An 18,206-nucleotide genomic window follows, 5' to 3' on the forward strand; every position below is an offset into this window, starting at 1 on the left:
CCCACGCCAGCTGAATAAGTAACAGCCAGGACGAATGCCGCTACTAGCTCGAAAGGCTGGCCACAATAGCGTCAACACGGTGATTGAGAAGTTCAATAGCGCTCGGCTCCCCACTAGCGTCCCCATTGCGCAGTGAATTCTGTAAATAGATAAAGGCGACATCAACAATACCGATGGTTTTGAAAATTTGCCTTACATAGGGCGTCAAGAAATCAGGCTGACCGCCCAAGTCGGCACCCAGAGAACCGCCGCTGGCCACAATGACAGTTGTCGGTCGGTCTGCTAACAAGCCTTCTTTACCCTGGTCTGTGTGAGCAAAGGTTCGCCCAGGGCGCACGACGCCATCAACCCACGCTTTGAACACTGCGGGCACAGTAAAGTTGTGCACAGGCATATCAATAACGACGGTTGTCGCTGCAGCAAGCTCCCCAATCAACACCTCTGACTCCTGCAGGCAAAGCTCATGCGCGGGTGTTCTCTCAGATGGCGGCAGCAAACTGGCTTCTGCGAAACTGGCATCGGGAAAAGGAGGAGAATCAAACGCCAAATCACGGCGACACAGCTCATTGCCGGTCTCCAACTTAAGACGATCAACACACATTCCACCCAGCTTACGGCTGAGTGAATCTGCACCTCGCGGGCTTGCACTAATATGAAGTATATTCATCAAGGCGGGAGGGCAAGGTATAAGAGAAGCGTAATGCCGTCGCAAGCATATCCTCACGATAGTAGAAGCGATGCCCTAGGGTATTGGATAGCGGCGTATCAAGAATAAATTTCTCCAACCCCAGGCGGCCTGCCTCTTGCTTGAGGTGGCGCATGAGAACATGACCATGCCCGGCGCTGCGGGACTGCTGATCGGTCACCAGATCGTCGACATAAAAATGCCGCCCGTGAATCATATTGTCCTGAATGCGAAACCCAGCAAGGGCAACGATGCACTCCCCGACCACTAACGCAGCAAGCCGATACCCTCCATCTGTCTGACGACGCCATCTTTCGACAAATTCATCTTCCGAGCAGAGATGCGGACGAAGCTGCTGCATTAGAGAAAAACACGGTATAACGTCTTTCTCTGTATCTAAAAACCGAAATTCAGCCGAGGGTTCCGTACTCATTTCTCCACTCATTTCTTCACCGACTGGGGCGGAAACTGCAGACCTCCCGCTATGCGGTTCCAGCAATTTATGACTCCAATGGTCACCGTTAACAGCTCAAATTCTTCCCTGGAAAAATGCACGCTGACCCGTTCCTTCACCGTATCCGGTAAAGGTTGACCTGGCAGCATCGTCAGATGCTCAGCCCACTCAAGCGCCGCGGCCTCCCGGGCAGAGAAGACACCGGCATCCCGCCAGGAGGAAATGAGATCCAGTTTCGACTGGGGAATATTCAGTACGCGGGCAATATCCAGATGAAGCTGTGTGCAAAAAGCACAGCGATTGATAATGGAAACCCGCAATTTAACCAGCTCTGAAAGCGTTTTATCCAATCCTCGGCTGTCCACAGACTTACCAAGCATGATCAAGGCATCATGGGCATCGGACATTGTATTTCTGAAAGTATCATAATCCTTGCAGACCAGTGGCTGAGGCATGATTGACTCCCTCGGTTAAATGGCAATAATGTAATAACTCTTACAACTTATCAAAGCTCTTATATTATGCGCAACTCAAATCTACCCTCTCAAACCAACATTCCAGCAGCAGGAGAAGGCAAACGCGGGGAATCTGGCTACCTCGGCTATCTGTTGCGCCAAGCAGCGGGGGCCTACCATACAAGGCTTGCGCGCGCCTTGTCCGACCTCGCGATCACTCCTCCACAGTTCTCAGTGATGACGATGATCAATGCCTATCCTGGCGCATCTAATGCGGATATCGCTCGCTTGGCGATCCTTACCCCTCAAACTGTCAGCGTAATCATTGGAAACCTGGAAAAAGCCGGACTGGTCATCCGACGGCCACATGCCATACACGGTAGAATTCAGCAGCTTGAGCTCAGCGAGCAGGGTAAACAGCAATTAAGTACTGCCCGACGCCGCGCACACACTATTGAGAAGGAGTTGACAGAAGAATTAGCAAAAAACGACGAAGACGTAATCCGCCGCTGGCTGGCTGGCGCAGCCCAGAGAATGAATGAGAAATAAGCTTGGTGAGCCACCGAAAAAATTGCAACAATGCTGCTTCATTCGCCTGCACGATAGCATAGCTACACCGTCGCTGATCAGAACTACCGCAACAACTCACGCGCACTCACAATGGCAACGAAACGCTGTAACAGACTCGCCGCCACGGGCGTGTCAGCCACGCCGTCGAGTATCGCCGACACATCACGGCCTGCCGCCGTCAGTGCATCGGCCTGCTGCTCAATGTAGGAGCGCATAATGGCGGCGGAGTACTCCGGGTGAAATTGAACGCCGTAGGCGACCTCACCGAGTCGATAGGCGTGATTGGGCTCGAAGGCATTGCAAGCCAGACGCGTGGCACCGGGTGGCAACTGCAGCACCGTCTGCGAGTGAGTAACGTGAGCAAGGAACGAGGAAGGCAAGTCACCGAAGATGACGTCGTCCTGTGCCGCAGGCAGCAACTCAATGGGCGCCGTACCAATTTCCTTGCCTTGGGGATGGTAGCCCACCTCTCCACCGGCAGCCTTTGCCAGCAACTGGTGACCGTAGCACACGCCGAAAATCGGCGTTCCGGCCTCCAGCAATGTTCGCAACCAGACTTCGGTCGCCACACTCCACGGCAATTCGTCAGTAACCATCGAGTGCGAGCCGGTAATCACCACGCCCGCGCATTGCGCGACGGCAGGCAGGGCTTCACCATGCTCGACATCCACGCTCCGCACCGGCAGCGCATCACCCAGCGCGGCACGCGTCCAGTCATCAAAATCACCAAACTGCTCGCCGGTCGCCGGAAACGTCGTACCCACCTTGAGAATCACGATCTGCTTCATTGCTGTCCTGACACTATGCTCGCTATCACCACCCGCCCGACCGCAATGGGATGACCACCAACGCGGCGAGTCGGCGCCGTGCTGCCCTCAATGCATCAACACAGCGTATTCACGCAGGGCAGCCATAGCAAAATAAAGGAAAACGGCGGAATGTACAGGCTCAGGCATCACCAATTAAGAAAATCGTTAGACTTGACAGAATACGAGGCCCCGGCGCTAGCCGATGTAGAACTGAAAACGAATGGCTGCGATGAAACCATCCTCTACGATGAAGTGGACACAGGTCTCTGCAACCCCGCAGTAACCGTAGTCGCCGTCATTGGCCGCAAACGGCAGTTGCACCAATACCGACGACGACATGTCCACCGCGATACCGTTACTCAGCGGCCAGGACGACGAGGTCAATTCGATCGCGTAAACATAGATATTCGGCGCCGCTGACTCGGCGACAAAAGCGCGCAGCACTATTCCATCAAGTACCCACTCCACATAGTGGCCGGGATTTCCCCCGCCATCTATGGTGTGACTGGAGACGGTTTTTGAAGTGAGGTCGCCAAACGCAGCAAGTTGCTGCTCACTGGTGGGGAAAGAAAGGGGAAACAGCTCCCGAACCCAAGTGCTGATACGCTCCAATGTCGCCAGCTCATCCGCTGAAGCAGGAAGAGACAGTGGAATCAGTATGATCAGCGCGAGTACGCGAGCGTTCATAAGGCATTCTTCCCGCAGTAAACGCCGCCAAGGGAGGGGCCTGAGGCAAACATAGACATTCAATGCTCACCGGAAACGCCTCAATGCTTGGCGTGGTAATCCGCCGCCTCCAGCAGCAAGGCCGCCAACTTGCGAGCCTCAGCCGCAGGCAGAGTAGCTGGCATCATTTGATAGCTGCCCAGCGACGTCGTGACCAGCTCCAGCCCTACCTTGTTCTCACCACCGCCATCAATCACATGCACCTTGATCTTGCTGGCGATCATCCGACGTTTTGCCGACACGCCGTCATAAGTCTTGATAATACGCCCGCCGAACAGCATGCCTTTCCCGCGTCGGGTGAGCATGACAAACAGCACAATGCCCAGTACGGCGAAGATAACAATTAAGGGAATAATGTCTGCCATGGGAACTCCTGATTAAAAACGGATGGCTGATGACGCTGCAACGTCGTTATTGTTCGTCAACGACGCTACACCGGGAGCGCCACATTGCATCAAGTTGTTGGTGCGTTTCCTGCGGCATATTCCCGACAATGTATGTGAAGATATTGTTGGTTCTCACCGGTTCTTTCGAGGTATTCGTCTCCGATGGGCGGTATACAAACTGACTCACCGCCTCTATTGATACCCGATCAAAAGTCTTGTCAGGCAACGCCTTCACCACCACCGGATTGGCCACCCGCCCTTCGGAGGTAATGATATAGGACACGTTGACGCACCCTGACTTCCCTCTGCTCAAATTGCTTCTTGGGAATTGCGGTGCCTGCTTGCTAACCGCTTCCCAATAACGCGTATCGAGCGAATTCACGACAACTTGCGGCTCCGGCACCGACGGATCGTAAACTGTGGCTCGGGAGGCACAGCCAGAAAGGATGGTTATCACTACTACAGCGGTAAGTGTGTTCTTCATAACATACCACCTGAAGTCTTATGATTTTTCCGGAGGACGTCGCCGATAAAAGGCAGATTAATCTTGCTGACGACAAGCTCGCGAGTGGTGCCCTACAGGGCGAAGGCGCCAAAGGCGGGGAGATGTCTAACATCGGTCCTCCTGCCCACAAAGCGGGGTATTCCACACCCGGAGATGATTTCTATAGATTGTGACAGAGGCTATAACACCAAACGCCCGAAACAAAGCCCGGACAAGTGTCCCGACCTGTCAGGCACCGACAGCCAAAACGGTTCGGCATTTGGGGAAGCGGCTGCAACCCCAAAATTCCTTACCAGCATTCGCCCCGGATTTAGCTTTTCTAAGGATCATCGCTTCGCCACACTTCGGGCAAAGCTTCGTGTCTGACTTAGCCTCCTGCGCTACAACGAGGTCCGCCCCTTCTTCATTGCGATGAGGGAATTCTGCGTCCGCTGACGTCGATTCGCTCAGATCTGACAACACTTCCGAAACAGCTTCCTCGGAGGTTTCCGGCGACAGACCTTGTGATACCGCCAATTGCGGTGAAGGGAGGTCTTCTAGTTGTCGCTTCAAATCCGCAATAGCGTATGACTTCGCTGCCTTGATGCGAAGAATGGGAACACCTGCAGAGCGGCACGCTCCGTTGAGAAAGTCGTCTCTCTTTCTTGCCTTTGATGATCCGTGGCTCGAATCATCCAACTCGACAGCAAGCTTGATAGAACAATCGGCTGGATCGCAGACGATGAAGTCAAAGTGCTTTGATGAAACGGCGTTGAACGCACGTTGCCAATCAGAACGATTGAGGCCTTTCTTTGGGGAAATGACATCGGCGACCCGAACTTTAGAAAAGACGATTCCATTATCACTGACTGCCTGAACAAGTACCCCGTAAAAGGATCGTTCCGCCTTCGACAGCAGGTACTTGGAGCGCTGGTACGGATATTCGCGTGAGCCGCCCTGCCCTTTTGACCGCACGAGAAGTACGAGCGCGCCAACGATGACGATTGCAGCAATTAGTAGTATATCCATGACGATTCTCTAAGCTCCTAACACCCTGTGACTGAGGCAGAAGGAAAAGCGCAGCGTTTCGGTTGTCCCGCCGCGCTTTTCAGCGATTAACTGCGCGCTTGTTATGAGGCCCAGCTACGGCCAACGGACTATTCATGGGAGCCACCGAAAAATATTCTCCGAAAATTCAGCGCAATTGCCAACAAACAGCCCACAGCGGGAATTAAAAGGATTACACAAAATACGATGCTTTCCCTGAGGTGGAAGGCTAGCCCTAGGCAAATAAACAGGACAAGCAATATAATCCCAATGCTTTCTACACCACTACCAACTTCACCAACATCCGTTAGACACCTGAAATTCCGATATTTGATTTTCATGCGAATATCCCCCTCGCTCGAGGTCAATGGGATCAGGTCTTGCACTGTGCCTCAACCAAAAAACTGGAGCTATTCTTATCTTGAAAACTCACGAGGCAAGACCTGCCCCTTGCATCTGTAATCCCTGAAAACTTAAAAAGCCTTTCTGCTATTGAATTACTTCGTTTCACATATCGCTCCTTTGAGCACACGGATACATAACGCCCGCCTTTTAGGCAAACAAAATAAGAGCAGCGTTTTTGACTGCCGCAGCCCCACAGGAACGACAAAATGTCGTTTTTCAGTCATTTTTATGATGCATTAGCACAGAGAGAGCTTTTGATAGCTCTGCCTCATCTTTCAGAGCCTGAGAGAGGCGATCTGATAATTCGCCTAGCACTACCCGAACACTACTAGCTATTGATAAGCACTCCTCATCAGTAAGAGCATGGACTCCTTCGCTTAAAGCACTATGCAGAAGTAGAATTGGGCTATGTCCATCTATAAGTAAGCTTTCAGGTATGGCATCTTTGGCCATATCCAACGCATTACTAAATTGAGTCTCATTTATCGCTGCTTTAAGCACTTCGACTTTTTCTTCCGGAGCGCCAATCTTCTCTGAAACCTTTATAATTTCATTCAAAATTCTATTTTTTTGACTCTCCACAACTCTACGATAATAGATAAAAGATCCAATCCCCAACCCCTGATTTTCACACCTTCTTCCTTTTAAGAAAGTATCCCGATCCGGTCCAATAAGTTTTATCAGTCGAGGGGGCGTAGGTGGTCCGTAAGTAGGTAGCTCTCCGAATTTATATAGCTCTCCCTCTGGCTCTCCTTCAGCACCTATCCTAGCTCCAAGCGAAAACGTTTTAGTATGCGCTTGGCAGTTGGAGCACCGGTACGTCAGATAGAAGTATTGGTATTTTTTGCTCAACTCTTTTCCAACACCCGCAACACATCGGAAAAACCTTGTACCATTGCATGCTTCCCCTGGGCAGTGCAATTGGATTTCAGGAGTTCTCAATATATCTTGAAAAAAGCGACCACCTCGAAGGATTTTATGTTCTGACAAATCAGAAATGCGCGTCATTTTATTGGGAGGAGTTCCCTCCAGAAAATCCACTATGGTTTCGTATTGGATTTCCTCAACCACTTCTGATTCTTCTTCAGAACTCATTTATTTCTCCATTTTTTCTTTTAGACTAACGCTAAATATTATTTTTTCTTAACCCGCCGTCCGCTTTTCAGCAGCAAAAGTGGGCGGCGGATCAAACGTCAACTGCAGCTCCTTGTTGGACGACAACACGACGAGCTAGCCAAATTTCTTAGCACACCAACCCAGCGGATTGTGCTTTCTAGGGCTAGCTTGCCAATAGTTCCAGACATCTTCAGGCAGGACTTTACGCATATCGAGCGGCTTCATAGCAAGGACCTCCTCATTATGTAGGTAAACAATCTCCACGTTGCTAATTGAGTTTAGAAGCCTATGCCGAGCAATGTCCTCCTTCTTTCCGACGTGAGAGTCCCCCTGCAACTCGACTACGACCATGCGCTTACCTGTCCAAAAGGCGATATCTACTCTCGTAGAGTCAGGCTCGTTACCAAGTATTTTCTTATTTAAGTGGAACCAAGCTTCCGGCATCGGCAATAAAGCAGCAAATGCGTGGGTGTAATCTTCCGGGTCACCTGGCTGGCCTGACCAAGAGTATTGAGGAACGTTCCCCCCTAAGCTCTCATCTGCAAAAACATCCAAAACGTACTTGGTATACAACTTCAAAAAGAGTTTTGCAGCTGCTGTAGTTTGGAGCTGCTTTCGATCACACAACTCGACGAAATATTGTATTACGTACTCGATAGATTCTTTTACGGCAAACTCATCGAATTCCTGAGTTGTTCTCCAGTCTGGGCAAACCGAGCGAAAATCACTTATCCGAAGAGCTTCAGAATTCTGAGGATCAACGACTAAACAGGGAAACTCGAATCCGAGGACAACGCTTTCCATACCTATAGATTGAATGTGTATACCGTGCTTCGAAGGCTTTCCCGATCTTTTCCAGCTCTCGCAGCCTTGAGGCAAGAACTCCTGCTGCTTGCAAGCAAACGGTATTAGTGACACGGATAACTTGGACTCGATCATTCAAGTTGACCTAACAGGTTAAGGGCAGTGGGATTTGTCGCCCAACATTTATATATCGCGCGCGCTCGGTTTGTCCTGACAAAAAATTCGCCAGATTTCTTACAAACCACTGAATTTATTAATAAACAACTGGAAATTGAAAAAATAGGCCGCCAAAAAAGCGTGCGTGCGTAGTTATCTTGGAGAGGGGGCATCATATCTCTTGCCTCACTTCCCTATGTGGCTGATTTTCTGAGTGCTCCTGAAGGCTGCGCTGGATAAACACGCATCGCTTGCAGGAATAATGAGCATAGGGGCTGGTTTGGAAAAATACCACTGGAAATTCAGCCAGCGTTGCCGTGCTGTTTCGAGGCATAAAAAAAGGCCCTTAGTCAGGGCCTTTTTACCTTACTGAAAAACCGCTTTCTAGCGGCAGCACAGACTTTAGTCGTTGCTTTTATCCAGCAGGAAGTTTTGCAGTTTGGCGTCGGCCAACATGTTTTCCAGCACATCGACGACCAGCTTGTTCACCATTTCTTCGTTATGCGGCTCGCTGGGCGCGTTGAAGAATTTTTCCTGACGCTTGATTTTGTAGCGACCTTCATAGCGACTGTTCTGTCGCACGGCTTCTACCCGCACCTGGGCTTCCATATCCATGGGATGGCCCACGCCGTCGGTATCGGGGTGGTTGTACACCAGTGACTCAAAGACAACGTGCAGGTCGGTGGTTTGCGGGCTGAGGCTGTCGACTTCAAAGCCCAGAGCCTTGAGGTGGTCTTTCAGCGCGGGCTGAATCGCCAGCGACAGGCTTTCGCCGAGGGTGATCAAGGCGGTATCGCGGTAGGCGCCACCACGGCTGCCCAGCACTTTGTCACGGCGGTCGTCACTGACGCGCACGTGCACGGGCTGTTTATTGCCAATGGCTTGTTCCGGCGCGGGGAAGCTGGGCGCCAGCGTAATTTTTTGGGGGCTTTGCGCACAGGCGGCCAACAGCACCGCAGCGGCAACGGCAACGGCCACAAGGGGTTTGATTACAGAGTGAATGGCTGTCATGGCTTATCCTTTTGAGAGCAAATCGCGCAAATCGATAATGGCAGCATTGGCCCGTGAAATGTACGAGGCCATTACCAGCGAGTGGTTTGCCAGCAGGCCAAAGCCGCTGCCGTTCAGAATCATTGGGCTGTAAATCGCTTGCTGGGTTCCTTCCAGCTCGCGGATGATCTGCCGCAGGCTGACGGTGGCGTTTTTGTTATCCAGCACGTCGGCAAAGTCGACCTCGGCCGCTTTCAGGAAGTGCAGCAGTGCCCAAGCGCTGCCGCGGGCTTCGTAGAAGACGTTGTCGATATCCATCCACGGAGTTTTAACCCGCTGATCCGACGACGAGGGTGTGGACTGCCGCGCGCTGGGGTCATTGGCCAGATCGGTGTTGACTCGGGGGCGACCGACGCTGGCGCTCAGACGCTGGGAGAGACTGCCCAGCCGGGATTCCACAACCGAGAGCCAGTAGCGCAGATTATCGGCGCGGGCGTAGAACTGCGCATCGGGCTGATCGACATCGCTCAGGCGGCTGCGATAGGCCTTGAGATAGCGAATGGCGGCGCGGTACTCAGACTCCGAGGCGGGCACGGCCCAGCTATTGGAGGAGAAGTTAAAGCGCGGTTCGGCCTTGGCCAGATCTTTGTCTTCCTGAGATTGCGACTGGGAGCGACTGTAGCTTTCGCGCAGGGCGCGGCTGAGATCGCGCACTTGCATCAACACGCCGTATTCCCAGGAAGGCATATTGTCCATCAAGACGCCGGGCGGGGTGATGTCGTTGCTGAGAAAACCGCCGGGCTTGTCGAGCAGCAGCTCGGCCACATCGATCAGTGCCGAGGTGGTGGCAGAACCGACCACAGCACTGCGGCTGTTGTCCCGATCGAACTGGGTGGCGGGCAGTTCCGGCGTGAAGCTCCAGTAAATACCCAGGCCGCAGACCAGCAGCAGGTAAAGGCCGCCGGCAATACCGGCGATGTGCGCGACATTGCGGTTACCCAGCCAGTCTTGCAGGGCTTCTTTTATACCGGCAATGGCATCCATCAAACGCTGTTTCATCAGTGATGTTCTCCGTGTCCGTGGTGCTCATCGTGCCCGTTCATTGGGGCTTCTTTTAATACGCTGCGCACGGGCGCGTCTATTTCGTATTCCGCGCCGCTGTCGTCAATCAGGCTGAACTGCACTCGCTCGCCATCGCGCAGGGGCGCAGTGAGGTTAATCAACATCAGGTGATAGCCACCCGGCTTGAACACCAACTGCTCTCCGGCGGCTACGGTGACGCTGTCCTGACGACGCATGGCCGCCATCCCATTGTGCTGACCGTGACTGTGAATTTCCAGGCGCTCCGCCGCACGGCTGCTGCCTGCGCGAAGGGTCAGTGGCGCATCGCCGGGGTTCACCAAGGTGAAGAAGGCGGCGGTGTTTTTCTGGGTTGGCGGTAGTCCGCGCACATAGACCTGTTCAACGCTCAAGCCGAGCGCTGACAAAGGCAAGATTGCTGCGAGTAAAAGCAGCCATTTGCGGGTCATAGATTCCTCCAGTGTGTACATGCAAGACAGCGCCGTCGATCTGACTTACTATGGGCGCCGCGCCTCGCACGTGACCTATGGGTGTCAGGCGTTGCGCCCTATGATAACGCCAGTTGCCAGCGATAGTCCTTATGAGTCGGTTTTTATTACTGTTTTTCCTGTTCGCCAGCATACTTCCCAGCTATGCCAACGACCCTTTTGGCAAAGGCACGCAGAGCTTTTCGCTGGACCAGCAACCGGCGTTTTTGCCGGTGGAAGAGGCCTATCAGGCCAGCATTGATGTACTGGACAACAGTCTGCTGGTCGACTGGCGTATCGCCGACGGCTACTACCTGTACCGGGAGCGCTTTGAGGTGGTCGCCAGCCGCGACGGTCAGGCCATCGCTGCCGAGCTGGAGTTCAGCCCCGGCAAAGTGAAAGACGATCCGTATTTTGGCCGCACCGAGGTGTACTACCACGGTGCGAGTATTCGTATTGGCGAGCTTGGCGATCCCAAGGGCCTGAAGCTGAAGCTGACCTCGCAGGGCTGCGCCGATGCCGGACTCTGCTATCCGCCGCGCACCCAGTATTTCTCGGCCGATGCCGATGGCGTGTTCCGCGAAACTGCCCGCCCGTCGACCACCGCTACCGCCACGGCCGTTGCGCCTCCTGAGTACAGCAGCCTGCCGGTGATTCTGTTGCTGGCCGCCCTCGGCGGCGCCATCCTGAATTTAATGCCCTGCGTCTTCCCGGTACTGGGGCTGAAGGTGCTGAGCTTCACCAATGCCCACCACGGTCGGCCGGTCAATCACGGACTGGTGTACAGCGCCGGGGTGGTGCTCAGTTTTGTGCTGGTTGCCGGCGTGCTGATCGGTATGCAGCAGGCGGGACAGGCCGTGGGCTGGGGCTTTCAACTGCAGTCACCACTGTTTGTGGCCTCACTGGCGGCGCTGTTTTTTGTTCTGTCGCTGAACCTGCTGGGGCTGTTTGAGCTCGGCGGCCGCTGGATGAATATCGGCGGTGATCTCAGCCAGGAACCCGGATTTCGCGGTAGTTTCTTTACCGGCGTACTGGCAACGCTGGTGGCGAGCCCCTGCACCGCGCCATTTATGGGCAGCGCGATTGGCTATGCCGCCACCCAGCCCCCGACCATTGCGCTGCTGGTGTTCGCCAGCCTCGGCGCGGGCATGGCACTGCCGGTGTTGCTGCTGACGATTTTCCCCCAGTGGCTGCGCTGGCTGCCCAAACCCGGCCAGTGGATGCTGCACCTGCGCCAACTGATGGCCTTCCCTCTGCTTGCCACAGCCATCTGGCTGGCGTGGATAGTGGGCCGCCAGACCGGCGCCGACGGCATGGCGGGCACGCTGCTGAGCTGGCTGCTGCTGGGCCTGGCCATTTGGTTGTGGGGATTGGGTGGACGCCGCAAGTGGCTGGCGGTGGTCAGCCTTGCCGCGATACCGTCGTTGCTGGTGGGCAGCCTGCAACGCGCACCGGAGGTCTCCGCCAGCGGGCAGTTTGATGCAACTCAGATCACCGCACTTCGCGAGTCCGGGCGCGCGGTGTTTCTGGACGTCACCGCCGACTGGTGCATTACCTGCGCCGCCAATGAAGCCCTGGTGCTGAACACCGATGACATTCAACAGGCCTTTGCCGACAGCAATGTGGAATATCTGGTGGCGGACTGGACGCGATATGACCCCGCGATCACTGCACTTTTGGCGGAGTTCGAGCGTAATGGCATCCCGTTGTATGTGTATTACCCGGCAGATATGAGTGCGGCCCCGCAAATACTGCCCCAGGTCCTCAATAAAACGATGGTACTGCGGGTACTGAACACCCCTTAAGCAGTGTGACAGTGTTAGCACTGAACACACTTATTTCGGCTAAAAACCGTGCATCGTCTGCAATCTTGCAGGAAACTTGCAGACATCTCAAAAATTTGAGCTGTTTCGTTGGACTCGCTTTTTCAATTGCGGCAAACTACGCCAAATTTTCTGATTTTTCGGTGATGTATGGCGTCTATTCTCGTGCTGCACGGCCCCAATCTGAACCTGCTCGGCACCCGCGAGCCGGCGGTTTACGGGCATCAGACACTGGCCGACATCAACGCCGATTTGCAGCAGGCAGCCACCGCGGCCGGACACCACCTGCAGAGCCTGCAAAGTAACGCGGAAGCGGAACTGATCGAGCGCGTTCACGACGCTCGCCACGAAGGCATCGACTTCATCATTATTAACCCCGCAGCGTTCACGCACACCAGCGTGGCGCTGCGCGATGCCCTACTGGGCGTCGACATTCCCTTTATTGAAGTTCACCTGTCGAATGTCCACGCCCGCGAAGCCTTTCGCAGCCATTCCTATTTCTCAGACATTGCCCGCGGTGTGATCTGCGGCCTGGGGCCTCAAGGCTATCGCCTGGCTCTGGACGCGGCATTGCAGCAATTGGGCAGCTAAACACTCAACACTAAAACCTCACACAAGAGAGCGACTATGGATATCAGGAAAGTAAAAAAATTAATTGAGCTCCTGGAAGAGTCGAACATCGACGAACTGGAGATCAAGGAAGGCGAGGAATCGGTACGCATCAGCCGTAACAGCGGCGCGGCCGCCGTGGCAGCTCCCCAGTACTACGCTCAGCCCGCGGCAGCCCCTGCTCCCGCCCCGGCACAGGCGGCAGCCGCTCCTGAAGCGCCCGCCAGCAGCGAGCCGACAATCAACGGCCACGTGATCAAATCGCCCATGGTCGGCACCTTCTACCGCTCGCCGTCTCCGGGTTCTCCGGCCTTTGTTGAAGTGGGCCAGCACGTGAAAGCGGGCGACGTGGTGTGCATTGTCGAAGCGATGAAGATGATGAACCAGATCGAAGCCGACAAATCCGGTGTTGTCGAAGCCATTTTGCTGGACGACGCGCAGCCCGTGGAATTTGACCAGCCTCTGATCACTATCGTGTAAGTCGGCCAGGCCCGATACAGAGAATACGATACCCGCTATCAGAGGACACCCGAGGACATGCTTAAAAAAGTCGTTATCGCCAACCGTGGCGAAATCGCACTGCGCATCCTGCGCGCCTGCAAAGAGCTCGGCATCAAAACTGTTGCCGTTCACTCTGTGGCCGACCGGGATTTGATGCATGTGCGTCTGGCCGATGAGTCTGTGTGCATCGGCCCCGCGCCGTCGCCGCAGAGCTATTTGAATATTCCAGCCATTATCAGTGCCGCCGAAGTGACCGACGCCGTGGCGATCCATCCCGGCTACGGCTTTCTGGCAGAAAATGCCGACTTTGCCGAACAGGTAGAGAAAAGCGGTTTCACCTTTATTGGCCCCAGCGCGGACGTTATCCGCCTGATGGGCGACAAGGTGTCGGCCATCCGCGCCATGAAAGAAGCGGGCGTGCCCACTGTGCCCGGCTCCGATGGCCCGATTGATCAGGACAGCGACCGCACACTGGCGATCGCCCGCCGAATCGGCTATCCGGTGATCATCAAAGCTGCCGCCGGTGGCGGTGGTCGCGGTATGCGCGTGGTGCACAGCGAAGCGGCTCTGCTCAACGCCGTGTATGTGACCCAGTCAGAGGCCAAGGCGGCCTTTGGCGACGATACCGTCTACATCGAGAAATTCCTGGAAAACCCGCGCCACGTGGAGATTCAGGTACTCGCCGATGGTCAGGGCAACGCCATTCACCTGGGCGACCGCGACTGCTCGCTGCAGCGCCGTCACCAGAAAGTGCTGGAAGAAGCCCCCGCCCCCGGCATTCCCGACGATGTGCGCAACCGCGTTGCCATGTCCTGCGTGGAAGCCTGCATCAAGATCAACTACCGCGGCGCAGGAACCTTCGAGTTTCTGTATGAAAACGGCGAGTTCTTCTTTATCGAGATGAACACCCGGATTCAGGTAGAGCATCCGGTCAGCGAAATGGTGACGGGCGTGGACCTGATCAAGGAGCAGTTGATGATCGCCGGTGGCGAACCGCTGCGCCTGCGTCAGGAAGACATCAAGGTTGAAGGCCACGCCTTCGAGTGCCGGATTAATGCCGAGGACCCGAAGACCTTCATGCCCTGCCCCGGCAAGATCAAGCACTACCACGCCCCCGGCGGCCTGGGCGTGCGCGTCGATTCGCATCTGTACAGCGGTTACACCGTGCCGCCAAACTACGACTCGATGATCGCCAAAATCATTACCTGGGGCGATGACCGTAAATCGGCGCTGAATCGCATGCGCACCGCACTGGACGAGCTGGTGGTAGACGGCATTCGAACGAATACCGAGCTGCACCGCGATCTGGTTCGCGACAGTGCTTTCCGGGAGGGTGGCGTAAGCATTCACTATCTCGAAAAGAAACTGAAAATCTGATTTACTGCGCATCGTGCAAAGGGGCCTGCTGGCCCCTTTTTTGTTTTAACGTGTTTATTTGACTCGCAACAAGGCCACCATCATGAGCTGGTTACAGATCCGTCTCGACGCCAACCCCGACACCGCCAGTGCGCTGGAAGATGCGCTGCTGGACTGCGGCGCCGCCTCGGTCACGATGGAAGACAACGCCGATCAGCCGCTGTTTGAGCCGCCCATCGGCGAAACGCCAGTGTGGCAGAACACCCGAGTCACCGGCATGTTTATGGCCGACACCGATATGGTCGCGGTACTGGCCGGACTCAATCAGATTTATGGCGAGCTGCCACCCCATCGCATTGAAATTCTGGAAGACCGGGACTGGATTCGCGAGTGGATGGACAGCTACCACCCGCTGCAGTGCGGCGAGCGCCTGTGGATTTGCCCCAGTTGGCGCGAACCCACCGACCCGGATGCCGTGAACCTGATGCTCGACCCCGGTCTGGCCTTCGGCACGGGCACTCACCCGACCACCTGGCTCTGCCTGAACTGGCTGGACAGCCAGCCGCTGCAGGGCAAGACCGTCATCGACTATGGCTGTGGTTCCGGCATTCTGGGCATTGCCGCCCTGCTGCTGGGCGCCGAGCGAATGATCGCCGTGGATATCGATCCGCAGGCACTGCAAGCCACTCGCGACAATGCTCAACGCAATAATATCGACCCAGCGCGTATCGACTGCTATTTGCCAGAGGACCTGCCGGAGGTGTTGAAAGGCGATGTGCTGCTGGCGAATATTCTTGCGGGCCCCTTACTGGAACTCGCACCGGCATTGGCCGAGACCATTCCCGCCGGTGCACCGGTCTGCCTGTCGGGCATTCTCGATACCCAGGGCGACGGCATCTGCGAGCGCTACAGCCAGTGGTTTGAGCAGTTCGGGCGCCAGCAGCGCGAAGAGTGGCTGCGAATTACCGCCGTTAAAAAAGGCTGACATTGAGGCCCGATGAAACTTGCTTTTATACTGACGCCCAGCACGCCTTCCGGCTCAACGATAAGCACTCTGCATGGTAAGCGACAACGACGATAATAAAGACGCAACGCCCAGCGTCATCTGCCCAGCCTGCGAAACCCGGTTTCGGTATCTGCCCGAGCAACTGGATGCCGCAGGCGGTTTGCTGCGCTGCGGGGTTTGTCAGGAAGTGTTCAACGCCAAAGAACAACTGGGCCTGATCGACGAGAGTCCCCTGCCCGACCCCGAAGGCGAGCCAGACGACAGCCCTTTACCCCGACAGGGCGCGGAACTCCTCGAGGGATTGAGCACCGACGACCACGGCTTCGAACACCACCAGACGCCCCCTCCCCGGCGCTGGCCCTGGGCGATTCTCAGCCTGCTCGCCGCACTGCTGCTTGTCGCGCAACTGGCGTACTGGCAGCGCGACCCGCTGCTGGCTCATCCCAAACTGCCCGCCAGTTGGAAGGCTCAGGCGCTGTCGCTGTGCGCGACGCTCGAGCTGCGCTGCCGCCGCGACGACAATCAGCGTCCGCAAGCCAGCGAGGCCTTTATCAGCCAGAAATTGATGGTTCGCGCTCACCCCGACGTGAGCAATGCCCTGCGGGTCGACGTAATTCTGGTCAACCGCAGCCCGGAAAAGCGCGCCTTCCCCCTGCTGGAACTGCGCTTCAGCGACATGTACGGCAGCGAAGTGGCGCGGCGGCTATTTACGCCAGCGGAGTATCTGGCCGGCGAACTCAACGCGCTGTCACAACTTCCCAGCCAGCAACCCGTGCATATCGCACTGGACATTGTCGACCCCGGCAGCGCGGCCGTGAATTATCAGATTGCCCTTTTCGACCCCATTTAAGCCCGCCCCGATACACTGGTTATTTTCTGAGCGCAAGACTACCGAAAGCAAAATCTAGCGAGTAGAATAGCCGCCCTGTTTTTGTCACGGTCACTCCTTCTCATCGGGGCATGGCGATGATCCAGATTGGTTCTCACAAGCTCCCCGCGCGGGCAGTTTTAGCGCCGATGGCGGGCATTACCGACTTGCCGTTCCGCCGCCTGTGCCTGCAGTTTGGCGCCGGGCTGACCGTGTCAGAAATGCTGATCAGCAACAGCGATCTCTGGCACACCCGCAAAAGTCACCTGCGCCTGGCAAAGGATGACGACGCCGTGCGCGCGGTACAGATCGCCGGAGCTGACCCAGAAATGATGGCCGATGCCGCGCGCCGCTGTGCCGATATGGGCGCGCAGATCATCGACATCAATATGGGCTGCCCCGCCAAGAAGGTGTGCAAGAAGGCAGCCGGTTCCGCCCTGCTGCGAGAGCCCGTCCTGGTGGAGTCCATCCTCAGGGCCGTGACGGCAGCCGTGGAAATTCCGGTCAGCCTGAAAATACGCACCGGCTGGTCACCTGAGCATCGCAACGGCGTGAACATTGCACGCTTGGCCGAAGACTGCGGCATCGCGTCGCTGGCCGTTCACGGTCGCACGCGGGCCTGCCGCTTCAACGGCAACGCCGAATACGACACGATCGCCGAGATCAAGCAAGCCGTGGCGATTCCCGTGTTTGCCAATGGCGACATCGACAGTGCGGAAAAAGCGCTGGCCGTGCTGAACCATACTGGTGCCGACGGCATCATGATCGGGCGTGCAGCACAGGGTCGCCCGTGGCTGTTCAGGGAAATTAATGCCGGACTGGAAGGTCGCCATGTTGCGCCCCCCAGTCTTGGCGAGCGGCGCGACGTTATGCTCGCGCACCTCAAGGCTTTGCACCGTTTTTACGGTGAACATCAGGGCCTGCGCATCGCGCGCAAACACTGCGCGTGGTACTTGCAGGACATTAATAACGTGGACTTTCGACGGCAGTTCAACCGCCTCGAAGACGCCAGTGCACAACTAGATGCTGTACAGAGCTTTTTTGAACAGCACGGTAAAAAATTACAGGATGCAGCCGCATGAACCTAAGCCCTCTAAGTGCTGCCGAGAGCAGCCCAGTCAATGACGCCCCCGTCGACGATATTGCTCAGGCCAAAACACTCCGCGACAGTGTTGCTATCGCGCTGAACAACTACTTCTCCAACCTCGACGGCCAGGACGTCAGCGACGTCTACAATATGGTGCTGTCGGAAGTGGAAGCTCCGCTGCTGGAAGAGGTGATGAAGTACACCCGCAACAACCAGACCCGCGCATCGCAGATGCTGGGCCTGAACCGCGGCACCCTGCGCAAGAAACTGAAACAGTACGACCTGCTTTAAAACCCGCTCCGCACCAGAGGAAACCCGCCCG

At 55.7% G+C, this 18,206-nt stretch carries 22 protein-coding genes; 9 read left to right on the top strand and 13 right to left on the bottom strand.

The window, feature by feature from the left end:
- Window positions 1-43: 43 nt before the first annotated feature.
- Genes G411_RS19305 through G411_RS0104295 form a run of 3 tightly spaced genes read right to left on the bottom strand, consistent with a single transcriptional unit; the run spans window position 44 to window position 1,594 of the window.
- Complete coding sequence (locus G411_RS19305; RefSeq protein WP_022957940.1) at window positions 44-667, bottom strand: FMN-dependent NADH-azoreductase; 624 nt, start codon at window positions 665-667, stop codon at window positions 44-46.
- Complete coding sequence (locus tag G411_RS0104290; RefSeq protein WP_157581124.1) at window positions 648-1,118, bottom strand: GNAT family N-acetyltransferase; 471 nt, start codon at window positions 1,116-1,118, stop codon at window positions 648-650. Before G411_RS0104290 ends, G411_RS19305 begins: the two co-directional genes overlap by 20 nt.
- Before the next feature lie 8 nt (window positions 1,119-1,126).
- Window positions 1,127-1,594, bottom strand: a complete 468-nt coding sequence (locus G411_RS0104295) for a carboxymuconolactone decarboxylase family protein (RefSeq protein ID WP_022957942.1) — start codon at window positions 1,592-1,594, stop codon at window positions 1,127-1,129.
- 66 nt (window positions 1,595-1,660) lie between these two features.
- Here G411_RS0104295 and G411_RS0104300 point away from each other — a divergent pair, with 66 nt between their 5' ends.
- Complete coding sequence (locus tag G411_RS0104300; RefSeq protein WP_022957943.1) at window positions 1,661-2,143, top strand: MarR family winged helix-turn-helix transcriptional regulator; 483 nt, start codon at window positions 1,661-1,663, stop codon at window positions 2,141-2,143.
- 83 nt (window positions 2,144-2,226) lie between these two features.
- Here G411_RS0104300 and G411_RS0104305 read toward each other — a convergent pair whose 3' ends face one another.
- The 10 genes from G411_RS0104305 to G411_RS0104355 all read right to left on the bottom strand — a co-directional run bounded on the left by G411_RS0104305 (window position 2,227) and on the right by G411_RS0104355 (window position 10,616).
- A complete protein-coding gene (locus G411_RS0104305) occupies window positions 2,227-2,952 on the bottom strand; it encodes a glutamine amidotransferase (RefSeq protein WP_022957944.1) in 726 nt (241 codons plus the stop codon).
- A gap of 216 nt (window positions 2,953-3,168) precedes the next feature.
- Window positions 3,169-3,660, bottom strand: a complete 492-nt coding sequence (locus tag G411_RS0104310; RefSeq protein ID WP_022957945.1) for a hypothetical protein — start codon at window positions 3,658-3,660, stop codon at window positions 3,169-3,171.
- 80 nt (window positions 3,661-3,740) lie between these two features.
- Window positions 3,741-4,064: a hypothetical protein gene (locus tag G411_RS0104315; RefSeq protein WP_022957946.1), complete on the bottom strand. Its 324-nt coding sequence runs from the start codon at window positions 4,062-4,064 to the stop codon at window positions 3,741-3,743.
- A 46-nt stretch (window positions 4,065-4,110) separates the two neighbouring features.
- Window positions 4,111-4,569, bottom strand: coding sequence for a TonB family protein (locus tag G411_RS21310; protein ID WP_022957947.1), 459 nt, complete (start codon window positions 4,567-4,569; stop codon window positions 4,111-4,113).
- A gap of 249 nt (window positions 4,570-4,818) precedes the next feature.
- Complete coding sequence (locus G411_RS0104330) at window positions 4,819-5,598, bottom strand: DUF2726 domain-containing protein (RefSeq protein ID WP_022957949.1); 780 nt, start codon at window positions 5,596-5,598, stop codon at window positions 4,819-4,821.
- A 639-nt stretch (window positions 5,599-6,237) separates the two neighbouring features.
- On the bottom strand, window positions 6,238-7,116 hold the full coding sequence (locus G411_RS0104335; RefSeq protein ID WP_022957950.1) for a hypothetical protein: 879 nt from the start codon (window positions 7,114-7,116) through the stop codon (window positions 6,238-6,240).
- A gap of 135 nt (window positions 7,117-7,251) precedes the next feature.
- Window positions 7,252-8,076 carry a hypothetical protein gene (locus G411_RS0104340; RefSeq protein WP_022957951.1) on the bottom strand — a complete coding sequence of 275 codons (825 nt, stop codon included), beginning with the start codon at window positions 8,074-8,076 and terminating at the stop codon, window positions 7,252-7,254.
- 423 nt (window positions 8,077-8,499) lie between these two features.
- The gene (locus G411_RS0104345; RefSeq protein ID WP_022957952.1) at window positions 8,500-9,108 is read right to left on the bottom strand and encodes a YajG family lipoprotein; all 609 of its coding nucleotides are present in this window, start codon (window positions 9,106-9,108) and stop codon (window positions 8,500-8,502) included.
- 3 nt (window positions 9,109-9,111) lie between these two features.
- Window positions 9,112-10,146 (bottom strand): DUF2333 family protein, encoded by a 1,035-nt coding sequence (locus G411_RS0104350; protein WP_022957953.1) that lies wholly within the window; start codon window positions 10,144-10,146, stop codon window positions 9,112-9,114.
- Window positions 10,146-10,616: a copper chaperone PCu(A)C gene (locus tag G411_RS0104355; protein WP_022957954.1), complete on the bottom strand. Its 471-nt coding sequence runs from the start codon at window positions 10,614-10,616 to the stop codon at window positions 10,146-10,148. Before G411_RS0104355 ends, G411_RS0104350 begins: the two co-directional genes overlap by 1 nt.
- A 131-nt stretch (window positions 10,617-10,747) precedes the next feature.
- Between G411_RS0104355 and G411_RS0104360 the strand changes: the two genes are divergently transcribed.
- The 8 genes from G411_RS0104360 (at window position 10,748) to fis (ending at window position 18,175) form a co-directional block, all read left to right on the top strand.
- On the top strand, window positions 10,748-12,439 hold the full coding sequence (locus G411_RS0104360; RefSeq protein ID WP_022957955.1) for a protein-disulfide reductase DsbD family protein: 1,692 nt from the start codon (window positions 10,748-10,750) through the stop codon (window positions 12,437-12,439).
- A 168-nt stretch (window positions 12,440-12,607) separates the two neighbouring features.
- Window positions 12,608-13,048 carry a type II 3-dehydroquinate dehydratase gene (aroQ, locus tag G411_RS0104365; RefSeq protein WP_022957956.1) on the top strand — a complete coding sequence of 147 codons (441 nt, stop codon included), beginning with the start codon at window positions 12,608-12,610 and terminating at the stop codon, window positions 13,046-13,048.
- Window positions 13,049-13,084: 36 nt separating this feature from the next.
- On the top strand, window positions 13,085-13,546 hold the full coding sequence (accB, locus tag G411_RS0104370; RefSeq protein WP_022957957.1) for an acetyl-CoA carboxylase biotin carboxyl carrier protein: 462 nt from the start codon (window positions 13,085-13,087) through the stop codon (window positions 13,544-13,546).
- Between the two features lie 57 nt (window positions 13,547-13,603).
- Window positions 13,604-14,944 (top strand): acetyl-CoA carboxylase biotin carboxylase subunit, encoded by a 1,341-nt coding sequence (gene accC, locus G411_RS0104375; protein ID WP_022957958.1) that lies wholly within the window; start codon window positions 13,604-13,606, stop codon window positions 14,942-14,944.
- An 82-nt stretch (window positions 14,945-15,026) separates the two neighbouring features.
- The gene (gene prmA / locus G411_RS0104380) at window positions 15,027-15,908 is read left to right on the top strand and encodes a 50S ribosomal protein L11 methyltransferase (protein WP_022957959.1); all 882 of its coding nucleotides are present in this window, start codon (window positions 15,027-15,029) and stop codon (window positions 15,906-15,908) included.
- Window positions 15,909-15,981: 73 nt separating this feature from the next.
- Entirely contained in the window at window positions 15,982-16,779 is a 798-nt protein-coding gene (locus G411_RS19315; protein WP_022957960.1) for a zinc-ribbon and DUF3426 domain-containing protein, read from the top strand.
- Between the two features lie 116 nt (window positions 16,780-16,895).
- Window positions 16,896-17,879 carry a tRNA dihydrouridine synthase DusB gene (dusB, locus tag G411_RS0104390; protein WP_022957961.1) on the top strand — a complete coding sequence of 328 codons (984 nt, stop codon included), beginning with the start codon at window positions 16,896-16,898 and terminating at the stop codon, window positions 17,877-17,879.
- Entirely contained in the window at window positions 17,876-18,175 is a 300-nt protein-coding gene (gene fis, locus G411_RS0104395; protein WP_022957962.1) for a DNA-binding transcriptional regulator Fis, read from the top strand. The genes dusB and fis overlap by 4 nt, the downstream gene beginning before the upstream one ends.
- Window positions 18,176-18,206 lie beyond the last annotated feature (31 nt).

This window comes from Spongiibacter tropicus DSM 19543 (genome assembly GCF_000420325.1).
Classification (GTDB): Bacteria; Pseudomonadota; Gammaproteobacteria; order Pseudomonadales; family Spongiibacteraceae; genus Spongiibacter; species Spongiibacter tropicus.